General features: G+C 66.5%; 14 protein-coding genes. 10 read left to right on the top strand and 4 right to left on the bottom strand.

Annotation, left to right across the window (positions count from 1 at the left end):
• Nucleotides 1-31 precede the first annotated feature (31 nt).
• The 4 genes from VXJ37_RS18455 to VXJ37_RS18440 are packed head-to-tail and all read left to right on the top strand — an operon-like array spanning nucleotide 32 to nucleotide 3,000.
• Complete coding sequence (locus VXJ37_RS18455; RefSeq protein ID WP_331324494.1) at nucleotides 32-1,777, top strand: dihydroxyacetone kinase family protein; 1,746 nt, start codon at nucleotides 32-34, stop codon at nucleotides 1,775-1,777.
• Entirely contained in the window at nucleotides 1,777-2,268 is a 492-nt protein-coding gene (locus VXJ37_RS18450; RefSeq protein ID WP_331324493.1) for an RpiB/LacA/LacB family sugar-phosphate isomerase, read from the top strand. Before VXJ37_RS18455 ends, VXJ37_RS18450 begins: the two co-directional genes overlap by 1 nt.
• Nucleotides 2,269-2,290: 22 nt before the next feature.
• Complete coding sequence (locus tag VXJ37_RS18445; protein ID WP_331324492.1) at nucleotides 2,291-2,563, top strand: hypothetical protein; 273 nt, start codon at nucleotides 2,291-2,293, stop codon at nucleotides 2,561-2,563.
• Complete coding sequence (locus VXJ37_RS18440) at nucleotides 2,560-3,000, top strand: SRPBCC family protein (RefSeq protein WP_331324491.1); 441 nt, start codon at nucleotides 2,560-2,562, stop codon at nucleotides 2,998-3,000. Before VXJ37_RS18445 ends, VXJ37_RS18440 begins: the two co-directional genes overlap by 4 nt.
• Here the strand turns inward: VXJ37_RS18440 and VXJ37_RS18435 are convergent.
• The gene (locus VXJ37_RS18435; RefSeq protein ID WP_331324490.1) at nucleotides 2,978-4,534 is read right to left on the bottom strand and encodes a carboxylesterase/lipase family protein; all 1,557 of its coding nucleotides are present in this window, start codon (nucleotides 4,532-4,534) and stop codon (nucleotides 2,978-2,980) included. The genes VXJ37_RS18440 and VXJ37_RS18435 overlap by 23 nt on opposite strands.
• 100 nt (nucleotides 4,535-4,634) lie before the next feature.
• Between VXJ37_RS18435 and VXJ37_RS18430 the strand changes: the two genes are divergently transcribed.
• Complete coding sequence (locus tag VXJ37_RS18430) at nucleotides 4,635-5,384, top strand: ANTAR domain-containing protein (protein WP_331324489.1); 750 nt, start codon at nucleotides 4,635-4,637, stop codon at nucleotides 5,382-5,384.
• Here VXJ37_RS18430 and VXJ37_RS18425 read toward each other — a convergent pair.
• Nucleotides 5,369-5,689 carry a hypothetical protein gene (locus VXJ37_RS18425; protein WP_331324488.1) on the bottom strand — a complete coding sequence of 107 codons (321 nt, stop codon included), beginning with the start codon at nucleotides 5,687-5,689 and terminating at the stop codon, nucleotides 5,369-5,371. The genes VXJ37_RS18430 and VXJ37_RS18425 overlap by 16 nt on opposite strands.
• A gap of 557 nt (nucleotides 5,690-6,246) precedes the next feature.
• Between VXJ37_RS18425 and VXJ37_RS18420 the strand changes: the two genes are divergently transcribed.
• Both VXJ37_RS18420 and VXJ37_RS18415 read left to right on the top strand, forming a co-directional pair.
• On the top strand, nucleotides 6,247-6,684 hold the full coding sequence (locus VXJ37_RS18420; RefSeq protein ID WP_331324487.1) for a universal stress protein: 438 nt from the start codon (nucleotides 6,247-6,249) through the stop codon (nucleotides 6,682-6,684).
• A gap of 56 nt (nucleotides 6,685-6,740) precedes the next feature.
• Nucleotides 6,741-7,205, top strand: a complete 465-nt coding sequence (locus VXJ37_RS18415) for a phage tail protein (RefSeq protein WP_331324486.1) — start codon at nucleotides 6,741-6,743, stop codon at nucleotides 7,203-7,205.
• 28 nt (nucleotides 7,206-7,233) lie between these two features.
• Here VXJ37_RS18415 and VXJ37_RS18410 read toward each other — a convergent pair whose 3' ends face one another.
• The gene (locus VXJ37_RS18410) at nucleotides 7,234-7,575 is read right to left on the bottom strand and encodes a CBU_0592 family membrane protein (RefSeq protein WP_331324485.1); all 342 of its coding nucleotides are present in this window, start codon (nucleotides 7,573-7,575) and stop codon (nucleotides 7,234-7,236) included.
• Nucleotides 7,576-7,696: 121 nt separating this feature from the next.
• Here VXJ37_RS18410 and VXJ37_RS18405 point away from each other — a divergent pair, with 121 nt between their 5' ends.
• Both VXJ37_RS18405 and VXJ37_RS18400 read left to right on the top strand, forming a co-directional pair.
• Nucleotides 7,697-8,623 (top strand): LysR family transcriptional regulator, encoded by a 927-nt coding sequence (locus VXJ37_RS18405; protein ID WP_331324484.1) that lies wholly within the window; start codon nucleotides 7,697-7,699, stop codon nucleotides 8,621-8,623.
• A gap of 96 nt (nucleotides 8,624-8,719) precedes the next feature.
• Nucleotides 8,720-9,871, top strand: a complete 1,152-nt coding sequence (locus VXJ37_RS18400; RefSeq protein ID WP_331324483.1) for a cation:proton antiporter — start codon at nucleotides 8,720-8,722, stop codon at nucleotides 9,869-9,871.
• A 14-nt stretch (nucleotides 9,872-9,885) separates the two neighbouring features.
• On the opposite strand, the gene VXJ37_RS18395 is transcribed toward VXJ37_RS18400, so the two are convergent.
• Complete coding sequence (locus VXJ37_RS18395) at nucleotides 9,886-10,656, bottom strand: FadR/GntR family transcriptional regulator (protein WP_331324482.1); 771 nt, start codon at nucleotides 10,654-10,656, stop codon at nucleotides 9,886-9,888.
• A gap of 138 nt (nucleotides 10,657-10,794) precedes the next feature.
• Here VXJ37_RS18395 and VXJ37_RS18390 point away from each other — a divergent pair, with 138 nt between their 5' ends.
• Nucleotides 10,795-12,093, top strand: coding sequence for an ABC transporter substrate-binding protein (locus tag VXJ37_RS18390; protein ID WP_331324480.1), 1,299 nt, complete (start codon nucleotides 10,795-10,797; stop codon nucleotides 12,091-12,093).
• Nucleotides 12,094-12,130: the final 37 nt, after the last annotated feature.

Genomic DNA, 12,130 nt, shown 5'->3' with positions numbered 1-12,130 from the left:
TGATACCACCGCGGACGCCGGAGAACCCACCATGACCAAAATCTTCAACGACCCCTTAGAGTTCGCCGAGGAGGCCCTGGCAGGCTTCTGCGACGTCCACTCGGACCTGGTCCGCCAGGTCCCCGGCGGCGCTGTCCGCCGCTACCGGCCAGCGCAGCCCAAAGTTGCCGTCCTGGCCGGCGGTGGCTCCGGCCACTACCCCGCCTTCGCCGGCCTGATCGGCACCGGCTTCGCGGACGGCGCGGTGGTGGGCAACATCTTCACCTCGCCGTCCGCGCAGCAGGCCTACTCGGTGGCCAAGGCCGCCGGGTCCGGTGCCGGGGTGGTTTTCACCTACGGCAACTACGCAGGCGACGTGATGAACTTCGGCATGGCCAGCGAGCGGCTCGCCGCCGAGGGCATCGCGGTGGAGAACGTCCTGGTGACGGACGACATCGCCAGCGCGCCGCCGTCGGAATCCGCCAAGCGGCGCGGCATCGCCGGTGACTTCACGGTGTTCAAAGTGATGGGTGCCGCCGCCGAGAACGGCGCCGACCTGGCCGAGGTGGTCCGCCTGGGCCGCAAGGCCAACGACCTCACCCGCACCATCGGCAGCGCGTTTGCCGGCTGCACGTTCCCGGGCGCCGGCGCCCCGTTGTTCACCCTGCCGGAGGGGCAGATGGGCCTGGGCCTTGGCATTCACGGCGAGCCCGGCCTGCACGACACGGACTTGCCCTCCGCCAAGGAACTGGGCCAGGAGCTGGTGGCCCGGGTGCTCTCCGAAACCCCGCCGAACGCCGGCAGCAGGATCGCCGTCATCCTCAACGGGCTCGGGTCCACCAAGCATGAGGAACTGTTCGTCCTCTGGGGGACCGTGGCGCCGCTGCTGCGCGCCGCCGGCTACACGCTGGTGATGCCTGAGGTCGGCGAGCTGGTCACCAGCCTCGACATGGCCGGCGTCTCGCTGACCGTGACCTGGCTTGATGAAGAACTGGAACCGCTGTGGGCCGCCCCCGCAGAGACCCCCGCGTACCGCCGCGGTGCCGTGTCCACCCAAGCGGGGACGTCCGCTAAAGAAGAAGCGTCCGACGCCGGCGCCTCCGCAGCGGCATTCGTCGCCACCGACGCCTCCCGCGGGTATGCCGCGGCCTGCGTGGCCGCGATCGGGGCCGCCCAGGCTTCGCTGCACGAGGCCGAGGAGCGGCTGGGCCGGATGGACGCCATCGCCGGCGACGGCGACCACGGCCGCGGCATGGTCCGCGGCGTGGACGCCGCAACTGCCGCAGCATCCGCCGCCTTGACCGCCGGTGCAGGTGCCGGCGACGTGCTGGCCGCGGCCGGGGACGCCTGGGCCGACAAGGCAGGCGGCACCTCCGGTGTCCTCTGGGGAGCGGGACTGCGCTCCTTTGGCGAGACGGTAGGGAACTCTTCGGCACCCGGGGCCGCCGTCCTTGCGGCCGCCGTGACGGCGTTCGCGGACCGGATTGTCCAGCTGGGCAAGGCCGAAATCGGCGACAAGACCATGGTGGACGCGCTGCTGCCGTTCGCTTCCACGTTCAGCCGCGCGGTGGCCGACGGCGCCGAGCCGGGCCTGGCCTGGCAGGACGCTGCCCGCGAAGCGGCTGCCGCGGCGGAGGCAACCTCCGATCTGCTGCCCCTCAAGGGCCGCGCCCGCCCGCTGGCGGAGAAGAGCCTGGGAACGCCAGACCCTGGCGCCACATCCCTGGCGATGGTGTTCGGCGTGATGGGACCGCACTTCGCCGGTGCCGCAGCCGCTGCTTGGGCAGGAGCAAAGTAATGACGACGGAAGGAACCACCATGGGGCTGCGGCTCATTGTCGGCGCGGATGAAGCCGGCGTCGACTACAAGGACAAGGTTCTTGCAGACCTGCGCAAGGATCCGCGGGTCAGTGAGGTCATAGACATCGGCGTCAACCGCACCGATGCGCCGGACGACTTCACCCGGCCCTACCCATACGTTGGCATCGCGGCCGGCGAGATGATCCGGGACGGCGCCGCCGACCGGGCCATCCTCTTCTGCGGCACGGGCATCGGGGTGGCCATTGCCGCGAACAAGGTGGAAGGCATCCGCGCTGCCGCCGCGCACGACTCGTTCTCCGTTGAACGGTCCATCCTGTCCAACGACTGCCAGGTCCTCACCATGGGCCAGCGCGTGGTGGGCATCGAACTCGCCCGGCGCCTCGCCAAGGAATGGATCGGGTACACGTTCGATCCATCGTCGGCCTCTGCGGGCAAGGTCAAGGTCCTCACCGACTTCGAGTCCTGCTAGCCGGAAGCATCAGGGGAACGCGATGAAGCCCTACCCCTCCCACGATTGGACCCGGTTGATCGGTGTACCCGTGGAGATCCGCAGGGATTCCGGGGTGGTCCGGGCCGGCGTGGTGGATGACGCCATGCCGCGCCCGGCCGCCCTGTGGCTCGCCGCCGATGCCGGCGGCGGCAGGGAACTGTTCACCGCCGCCGAGGGCTACGAGGCATGGATCCGGCCGCGGGTGCTGGGCGGCACGCTTTGCTACAAAACGGCTGCCGACCAGTTGAAGGGTGCTCCTACACTGGGACCATGATCACAGTCACCGGAAGTGTGGAAACCAATCTGTCCGCGGAGAAGGCCTTTGCCTTCCTGAGTGAGTTTGAAAACACCAGTGAGTGGGACCCCAACACCCCTGTCATGGACAAGATCACGCCGGGACCGGTGGCGGTGGGGCACAAGTACCATGCGGAGTCCGAGTTCCGGGGAAAGCGCCAGTCCCTGGAATACGAGGTCATCGAGCTGACCGCCAACCACATCAAGCTGCGCGGCGAAAACAAGACCGTTACCTCGTTCGATTCCATCGACGTCAGCCCCAACGGGACGGGTTCGGTAGTGAAGTACACGGCCGAGTTCAGCATCCACGGCCCAGCCAGGATCATCCAGCCGCTCCTGAAACCTGCCTTCAATTCCCTGCGCGATCCCGCATTGAACGGGATCAGGGACACGCTCAACGCTCTGGCAGCGGCCTGACGCCCTCGAAGAACTCCCGGATCTCCCGGCGCGGATCGTCTTCAAGGTGCGTGTCGGCGTCGAGCACCATGGTGCTGCGCGCCTCACCGTACTCGGGCCATCCGCGCCTGGCAGTTGCCGGGGTTCCGGTGCCAGCGAAGGCCGCCCAGGCCCCGCTCATCATGTCGCCGAGGGCTTCCGGTGCCTTGCCCCTGGTGAGGAACGCAGCTTCCGGCGCCTCCAAGTGCCGGAAGACGAACGGGATGTCCAACGCGTGGCAGGCGCCGAGCTTTCCGCCCATTGCCGGGCTGGGCCACGTGAACAGGTAGGCGAAGGTCCTTCCGGCCGCGCCACCCAGCGCAGCCAGCTGGCGAGCCGCCAGGAGCCGGTTGCTGGGTTGCCGGTAGACGGAATCGGCAATGGCGGCCTCCAGGAGCTCCTTGCCTGCCGGCTCCCGGTTGAGCATCTGGGCAAGCGCCGCGGCATAGCCGGGTGCTTCGGCGGCCGGAATCCCGGCCCCTGCGAGCACTGAAGCAGCGCGGTCCGGGTAGCCGGGGTCACCGGCAGCAGGCGGGCGCAGCTCCACTGCGAAAGAGCCCTCATTGAGGTTGGTGCCGATCAGCAGGTCCACATTCTTGTTGAGTCCGTTGCGGATGCTCTCCAGCGGCGGCACTGGCAGCGACGGTGTGCCAACCGTGGGCTGGAACGGAAGCGGCACGGCAAACGTTTCCGCCGCGAGGCGCCGTTCCAGCGCGGCCTGGGCCTCCAGCAGCCGCTCCACAGGGAGGGTCAGAAGCTCCTTCGCCGACGGTTCCTCCAGCCCGCACAGCCCCAGGAACCCGGCACTGACACGGGCAGAGTCCGCCGGCAGGCGGTACCGTTCCGCCGTGCCGCTTTGCATGATGGCGCGGCGGAACAACCCCTCCGACGCCGGCATGCCCAGCAGGGTGCCGATTGCCGCTGCGCCGGCGGATTCGCCGAAGATGGTGACGTTGTCCGGGTCGCCGCCAAACGCGCTGATGTTGCGGCGGATCCAGCGCAGTGCCTCCAGTTGGTCCAGCAGGGCGAGATTGGACGAGTCCTCATACCCGGGGCCCAGCAAGTCCACCAGGTGCAGGAAACCCAGGGCGCCAAGGCGGTAGTTAATGGACACCAGCACTACGCCCGCCGCGGCGGCGAGCCGGGCGCCGTCGTACATCCCGTCACTGTTGGCGCCCAAAAGGTAGGCGCCGCCATGGATCCACACCATCACCGGCCTGGCGGCAGCGTCGGTTCCCGGCGTCCAGACGTTGAGGTTTAGGCACCCCTCCTCGCTCCAGGTGCGCGGCCTCGCGCCCGGGGGCGCGGGCGACTCTGGGTTCTGGGGCGCAGCGGGGCCGGGTGCGGTGCAGTCCAGTACTTCGTTCCAGGGCCGCACCGGAACAGGTGGCCGGAAGCGGTTGGCTCCCGACGGCGGCCCGGCGTAGGGAATGCCAAGGAACCGGTGGAGGGTGGTCCCGTCAGTGTCCAGCCAGCTGCCGCGGACAGGACCACTGGGCGTGGAGAGGCACGTCATGGTTGACAGATTACGGCCTCACCACAGGTAGGCTGTCATCACCGTTCGGCAGTGGGCGACCACAGTGTGTGGCTTTAACTACTGTCCGGGAGGCAAGACCGTGCCCAACGCCGGCGTCCCTGAACGCGCGGACTTTGCAGACGTTGCCCTGCGTCTCCAGGAGTCGTTCCTGCAGAACCCTGAGGTTGAGGCATTCCTCCGGGACCTGGCGGCGTATGCAGCGTCCAGGCTGGCCCCGCCGGAGCACGAATGCTCCTGTGAAATTACGGTGCTGCGGCCCAAGAAACCCCCAGTAACTGCCGCGAGCCACCCCGATGCGGTGCTGCTAAGCCCACTGGAGTCCGACAACGGTGACGGCCCGGGCCTGCTGGCGATGCGGACCGACACTACCGTGCTGGTGGCGGACCTGCGGCGGGAGCAGCGTTGGCCGGAGTACGTCCGGGCAGTGCGGAGGCACGGCTTCCTTTCGGTGCTAAGCATCCCCGTTGTGCTGGAGGGGGGAGCCCGGGGCGTGTTGACGTTCTACTGTGTAGAGCCTGTTGACATCACTGACGAAATTCCTGTTGCCGAGGCCTTTGTACGGCAGGCGTCCAAGGGGCTCAAGCTCGCGCTGCGCATGCTGAAGCTGGAGGAGACCCGGGACGGTATGAGCGCCGCCATGCAAACGCGGACCGTGATCGACCTTGCGACCGGTGCCATCATGGCCCAGAACCGCTGCAGCCAGGCTACCGCCTTCAAACTGCTGAAGGACGCGTCCAATAGCCGGAACATGAAGCTGCGGGAGGTTGCCGCCGCCGTGGTGGCATCGGTGGCGGGCGCCGCCGACACCTTCACCTACTTTGACGAGTAGGGGTCCTGGCGCTCCTGGTCCTTGCGTTCCCGGTCCTGCCGCTTCGGGTGGAGAAGGTACAGGGCCGAGCTGCTGAGCGGAGCCCGCAGCGGGAGTCCCTCCTCGGCGCAGTGTTCATTAACGGCCTGCGCCAATGCGTCCCGCTCCTTCGGGGAGAGGGCGGCTTCGCCCGCGCAGTAATCCCTCAGGAGCTGTTCGGAGGCATCACCGCCGAGCCCAACAAATTCCAGCCACAGCTGTGCCAGATCCAGCCGGTGCTCCTTGATGACAGCACCCGTCAGGGCCTGCTGGTCCAAGGCATCCATTGTCCCGTCCTAGCTTTGGTTGAACTCCTTCAATTGGTATTCGAGGCCCGCCGCCGGGCGGATGGGCAGGATCCAAAAGTTTTCCGGGCAACGCCTCCTGCTGCGGGGGTGCCGGCGTGCAATCCAGCTGTCTTGCCCGGCCCCGACGCCGTGGGACCTTCGCCCCTAGGCAGGAAACCCGTCCGCGCAGTCAACTTGAGTGTCTGGAGCAGGCGAGTACAACAGGAGGCAGGACCATGGGCGCATGTGATGTCTGCGGCAGCAGCGAGGGCCGCATGTTCACCGTCAGTATGGGGAACCAGACCGGCACATTCGACAGCTTTGAGTGCGCCATTCATATGATGGCTCCCGCTTGCGAGCACTGCGGCTGCCGAATCCTGGGGCACCCGGTCCAGAGCGAAGCGGGAATCTACTGCTGCCTCCACTGCGCCAGGGAAGCAGGCAACCCCCACAAGGCAGCCACAGCGGAACACTCCACGGTGGCCGTGCCGGCGCAAGGCGCATCAACGGGCCAGGGATAGCCCCGAGCCCATCGGTGCAGGAGGAAAAGGAAAACTGTGGCTGGCAGCGGAAGTTTCAAAATTGTGGTGGGCGTGGACGGCTCCGACCAGTCCAGGGCGGCAATGGATTGGGCGGTGGAGGAGTCCAGGCTGCGCAGGGGTGAGGTGCAGGCAATAACCGCCTGGAGCTTCCCCTATGTCAGCGACGCCATGGGCACAGCCTGGGACTATGAGATCTTCGAAAAGGACGCCCAAGCCATTCTTGAAGCGGAACTGGAACGCGTCAAAGACCAGGGTGTGACCGTTACTGGCCGCATTGTGGAGGGCAATCCGGCCGCGGCGCTCATCGATGCTTCAAAGGACGCCGACCTGGTGGCAGTGGGATCACGAGGCCACGGCGGATTCACCGGGATGCTGCTCGGCTCCGTATCCCACCAGACAATCCACCACGCGCACTGCCCGGTGCTGGTGATCCGGGAGCCAGGCACGGACTAGCTGCGGCATGGGCCTGCGTCTGGAAGGATGGGCGAAAAACCACCCCAGGAGGACCGATGCCGTACACCGTGGATTTCAAAAACGTGTCCACCGCAGGATTGGAATCATCGCCCGTGGCGCCGGCGCTGGCCGGCCTGCGGGCCAACGAGGCGCGGTACTACAAGAACAAGTACGGCCACGATTTCACTGTGGTCCCGGCGGCCAAGGCTATCGAGGTGCTGGACTACGTGAACACCATCCTGTCCACCGAGCGGAACCTGGTCATCGCATCCAAGCCGCTTGAGGTATCCGCCTTCGAAGTGGACGGGCTTCGGATGGCCTACGTTTTCTACGAATCCGGGCTGGCCATCAACGTCATGTACGCGATCGACGAGGGCGGCAAGCGGGCCGTGGGCTTCAAGCTGTCCGATGGGATGGAAGTCCCCGAAGAGCTGGCCGCCAGCTTCAAGTTCGCCCGCCAGAAATCCAAGCTCGCCGGTACCATCCGCGGCTCCTACTTCGTGATCAAGGGCGAGTACTGAAACGTTTGCTTCCGGGTGCAGGCCGGACCTACAGGGGACAGGCCGTCCGCTGCGGTTCAATGACGGCGAGCTGGCCTGTTGACTCGGGCATCCCCGGAAGCTGCACCGGCGCCGTCTCACCAACAGCAGGTACCCTGGCACCCCGCATGCGGAAGAGTGCCGTGGCGGAAATGAGGAACCAGGCGATATTGCTGACCACCGACGGCCACGCCTCGTGGAAGGCGCCGTTGACGATAAAGGCGCAGGACCCCAACAGGTTGGCGGTTTGGAAGCCCTTGCCGGCCTTGAGCCATCCCATCGAAACGGCCAGGTAGGCGCTGAGAATCGCAACCGCACCGGCCCAACCGGAAATTTCCCATACGAGTTCCATGTGTTGCCTCCCAGCGTCAGTTCTCCTTTGGCCTGCAGTCCCAATCCTTGGCAATTATTGGCTCCGCAATTCCTTTAGTTCAATTGCTTTCTTCTGAAGCTGTGGTTTAGAACTACTTAACATGGACATCGATCCGCGCCGCGTGCGCGTCCTTCTCGCGGTTGCCCGGAACGGCGGCGTCCTGGCGGCCGCCGAGGAACTGAGAATCACCCCCTCAGCTGTGTCCCAGCAACTCAGCAAGCTGGAGGACGAAACCGGTCATGCCCTGGTGCTGCGCACGCCGAAGGGCTCAGTGCTGACGCCGGCGGGCGTGGCGATAGCAGAAGCCGGTGAAGAGATCGAACGCGCGCTCAGCGCTGCCCTGGCCCGGATGGAAGGAGGGGCCAAGGTGGCAGGGGTGGTGCGCGTGGGAGGATTTACCAGCTTCGTGCGGACCGTCGTGATCCCGCGCCTGCCAGCATGGCGCACCCAGTATCCGCAGTTACAGATCCATATTGTGGAAGACGACTTTCCCGTCCTCATGCGGCTGCTGCGCCAGCGCGAGCTTGATGCCGTCGTCGTGGAGCTTGATTCGACGGCGGCCGAGCAGCGTGCGCTGGGGGCGGGACTGATTGAGGAGCCACTCCTGGATGAGCCGTGGAAACTGGTGGTGCCGTCCGGCTCCCTGCTCACCACCGAGAACATCGACCTCGGGCGCCTGCCGCTTCCATGGCTGGGAGTGGAACCTTCGGCAGCCAACGTTTCCGTGCTCAGCCGGCTGGGCCGTGCCACGGGAACGCAGATGGAAACGGTCCACCAGTACCTGGACACCCTGACGGCGCTCGCCCTCGTCGCCGCGGGCGAAGGCGTCGCAATCGTCCCCACCCTTGCCCTGACCGGCGTGGTCCAGGACGGGGTGGAGGTCCTGGACGTTCCCGGACTGGGTACCCGGCGCATCGTCCTGCGGCGGTTCGGCGGACGCCGCCGGCGCAGCAGCCTGCCCGTGGATACCGTGGCACGGCTGCTGCGCGAATCAGCGGCGGCGTTCGACACGCGGTCGGCATCCTGACCAGCCTGCAGGCCTGCCGCCCCCGTTGACCGAAGGCGCCGGCGTGAGTACTGTGGCCGCACCGCCGTCCGCCGGGCGCCGGCAAAAAGGAGGCAGGTGTCGTTCTTCCAGCTTTCGCTGATCGCCGCCGTCGCGCTCCTCGGACCCTTGCTGGCATTCCCCCGGACATGGCACCTTCCCATGGTGCTCGGGCAACTGCTGGCCGGCATCGCCATCGGACGGACCGGCCTGGGGCTGGTGGATTCCTCAGATCCGACGTTCACGTTCGTTGCCGACGTCGGGTTCGCCCTCATCATGTTCGTCGCCGGAACGCATGTTCCAGTACGGGACCGGGCCATCCGACCAGCGCTGGGCGGCGGCGCATTGCGTGCTGCGATCGCCGCGGCCCTTGCGGCCGCCGTAGGAACCATCATTGCGTTCGTCTTCGGCACCGGACATGCCCCGCTCTACGTCGTCCTGCTGGCATCCTCGTCAGCGGCACTGGTCCTGCCGATTGTCGACTCCCTGCGCTTGGGGGGACCGAAGGTCCTTACGACGACGGCGCAGGTGGCGGTGGCGGACATCGCCTGCATTGTGGCCCTTCCGCTGGCCGTGGACCCGCCCAACGCTCCGAGGGCAGCAGCAGGGGCGGCCGCCGTCGCGGCATGTTCCGTGGTGTTGTTCTTCGTGCTCCGGTGGCTGGAGCGCAGCGGCACCCGCGGGCGGGTGCATGACGTGTCCGAGGAACGGAAGTTCGCCCTGGAACTGCGCATCCAGCTTGCCTTGCTCTTCGCGCTTTCCGGCATCGCCGTTGCAGGCCACGTGTCCGTCATGCTCGCCGGGTTTTCATTTGGACTGGTAGTGGCGGCAGTGGGTGAGCCCCGGCGCCTGGCGCACCAGCTCTTCGCGGTCAGCGATGGTTTCCTCGGGCCTGTGTTCTTCGTCTGGCTCGGCGCATCGCTGGACCTTCGCGCGCTCGCCGGCACTCCAGGAATGGTGCTTCTCGGCATTTGCCTTGGAGCGGGGACCCTCCTGGTCCACGGAAGCCTGCGCCTCCTCGGCCAACCGCTCCCGCTCGCGGTGCTTGCAGCCTCCCAGCTGGGCGTGCCGGTTGCGGCGGCCGCCATCGGGTCCCAGACGGATCTGCTGAAGCCGGGTGAAGCCTCGGCCTTGATCCTGGGTGCCCTCATCACCATCGGGGCAAGCGCCGCGGCCGGCTCAGGTGCTGCCCGTTCATTCACACGGAAGGCCCCGGCGCCGGCGGGGTAGCAGGTTCCTCCGCGCTATGTGCCTGCGGTGACGCCCTCCGACGGGCCGTCACCAGTATCCGACGCATGGCTGCTTGACCAGATGTCGCCCATTTCCTCCGTGGACTGCTCCACGATCCGGCTCATGGCCGCGTGGGCGGCGCCGGCATCACGGTGTTGGATGGCGCTGGCCACGTCCACATGCATCTGCAGTGCCTCATGGTCCGGAAGATGGGGCATCAGGCCGTGCTGGGTGCGGCCCGCCAGCACTTCGGCCACGAGTTTATGGAGCTGCGAAAACATCAGATTGCCGGAGGCGTTGAGGACTGCGGCGTGGAACTCGATGTCCAGGCGCAGGAATTCATCCTGGTCCCCCCGCTGGCCCGCAGCCCAAAGCCGCGCGGCCATGGACACGAGTTCGCTGGCCTGGTCCAGCGAGGCGCGTTCGGCCGCCAGGCGCGCAGCCTGTGGCTCGATGGCCCCGCGCAGTTCATTCAAGGCCCGCAGCTGCTCGAGCCGTTTGGCCGATGCCAGCCGCCACCGGATCACCTGGGGGTCGTAGAGGTTCCAGCTTGCCTCCGGCCGGACAACCGTTCCGAGGCGCCTGCGGGACTCAAGCATTCCCATGGAGGAGAGGACCCGGGTGGCTTCCCGGATTACGGACCGGGACACCTTGTGCTGCGCCTCCAGCTCGTCCAGCCGCAGGATGGAATTCGGTGCCAGCGTTCCCTCGGCAATGGCGAGCCCCAGGTTCTCGACCAGCGACGAGTGCAGGTCCGGGGCCAATGCCGCCTTTGGGATTGTCATGAATAAATCATATGGTGCTGCGGCAAGCCCTTGTATAAGTCTGCCTTATTTGTTTATGCTCGCAGAACACAGCAGACGTAAAGAGGCGTTTGCATCCGGCCCGCGGAGTTGCGGGCCCTGAAGGCAAAGGGAGTCGTAATGAAGCGGCGTTCGATTGTGAAGTACGCGGCAGTGGCCGCGGCCATGTCGCTGGGGCTGACCGCCTGCGGTGGCGGCGGAGGTGGCAGCGACCAGGCGAAGCAGTCCGGGACTGTCCGCGTGACCCTGGCCAACCATGTCTGGACCGACGGCATCAAGGCCGCCATTCCGGAGTTCGAAAAGTCCACGGGCCTGAAGGTTGAGCTCACCCAGCTGGGCGAGGACCAGCTTTCGGACCAGTACAACGTCAAACTCAACGCAGGCAGCGATGAAATCGACGTGATGATGTACCGCCCTCTGCAGGAAGGCAAAGCCTTCGCCAAGAACGGCTACCTGGCCGACCTGACCAAGAACGTCTCCGCAGACCCCAACTGGGACTGGAAGGACTACCAGGAGGGCCCCGTCAAGGCCACCACGGTTGACGGCAAGGTGGTTGGCGTTCCGATCATCACCGAGCGCGAGGTCCTGTACTACCGCAAGGACCTGCTGCAGGCCGCAGGCCTCCAGGTACCCAAGACCATGGATGAACTGGAAGCGGCAGCGAAGACCATCAAGGCATCGAACCCGGGCACCGCCGGCTTCGTGGCCCGCACCAACAAATCTGCCGCAGTTACCCAGTTTTCCAGCTTCCTGTACAGCTTCGGCGGAGACTTCGTCGACTCCAACGGCAAGGCTTCCGTCAACACCGATGCAGCCAAGAAGGCCTACTCCTTCTACGGCGGCCTGATCCGCAACTACGGCCCCGCCAACGTCAGCACCGACATGAGCTGGCCGGAGGCAATGGCCATCTTCACCCAGGGCGGCGCGGCCTTCTACACCGAGGCTGATTCGCTCTACAAGAACGCCACCGACCCCGCCAAGTCCAAGGTGGCTGACAAGGTGGGCTTCGCCCCGCTGCCCGCCGGCCCAGCCGGTTCCAAGCCGTACAACATCCCGTCCTGGGCCCTCGGCGTGAACCAGAACTCCAGCAACCAGGAGAACGCCTGGAAATTCATCCAGTGGGCAACCAGCAAGGAGCGCACGCTGGAAGCCCAGAAGGCAGGCGTCCCGGGCCCCCGCACATCCGTTTGGGCCAACCCCGACGCAACCTCCACCTACCCGAAGGACCTTGCGGACGCGATTTCCGCCAGCGCCAAGAACGGCGTGGGCCATGACCGCCCTGAGGTTGTCACGGTAGGCAAGGCACGCGAAATCGTGGGAGCTCCGATCGTGTCCACCATCACCGGATCGGACCCGGCCGCCGCTGCCAACGACGCCCAGACTGCTTTCCAGAGCTTCCTGGACAGCGAAAAGAAGTAGGCGACAGGCGCGCCATGCGCCACATCCCCGCGCCGGG

Origin of the sequence: Pseudarthrobacter phenanthrenivorans (assembly GCF_036455295.1) — a bacterium.
Lineage (GTDB): Bacteria > Actinomycetota > Actinomycetes > Actinomycetales > Micrococcaceae > Arthrobacter > Arthrobacter phenanthrenivorans_C.
Note: the sequence above shows the minus strand (reverse complement) of the source record. Positions and strands in the feature narration are given on the sequence as shown.

Bases quoted from the DNA above. Each gene is read 5' to 3' on its own strand.
- VXJ37_RS18395 (WP_331324482.1), bottom strand. From the start codon at position 10,656: ATGACAATCCCAAAGGCGGCATTGGCCCCGGACCTGCACTCGTCGCTG.
- VXJ37_RS18450 (WP_331324493.1), top strand. From the start codon at position 1,777: ATGACGACGGAAGGAACCACCATGGGGCTGCGGCTCATTGTCGGCGCG.
- VXJ37_RS18440 (WP_331324491.1), top strand. From the start codon at position 2,560: ATGATCACAGTCACCGGAAGTGTGGAAACCAATCTGTCCGCGGAGAAG.
- VXJ37_RS18390 (WP_331324480.1), top strand. From the start codon at position 10,795: ATGAAGCGGCGTTCGATTGTGAAGTACGCGGCAGTGGCCGCGGCCATG.
- VXJ37_RS18435 (WP_331324490.1), bottom strand. From the start codon at position 4,534: ATGACGTGCCTCTCCACGCCCAGTGGTCCTGTCCGCGGCAGCTGGCTG.
- VXJ37_RS18455 (WP_331324494.1), top strand. From the start codon at position 32: ATGACCAAAATCTTCAACGACCCCTTAGAGTTCGCCGAGGAGGCCCTG.
- VXJ37_RS18410 (WP_331324485.1), bottom strand. From the start codon at position 7,575: ATGGAACTCGTATGGGAAATTTCCGGTTGGGCCGGTGCGGTTGCGATT.
- VXJ37_RS18415 (WP_331324486.1), top strand. From the start codon at position 6,741: ATGCCGTACACCGTGGATTTCAAAAACGTGTCCACCGCAGGATTGGAA.
- VXJ37_RS18425 (WP_331324488.1), bottom strand. From the start codon at position 5,689: ATGGATGCCTTGGACCAGCAGGCCCTGACGGGTGCTGTCATCAAGGAG.
- VXJ37_RS18445 (WP_331324492.1), top strand. From the start codon at position 2,291: ATGAAGCCCTACCCCTCCCACGATTGGACCCGGTTGATCGGTGTACCC.
- VXJ37_RS18405 (WP_331324484.1), top strand. From the start codon at position 7,697: ATGGACATCGATCCGCGCCGCGTGCGCGTCCTTCTCGCGGTTGCCCGG.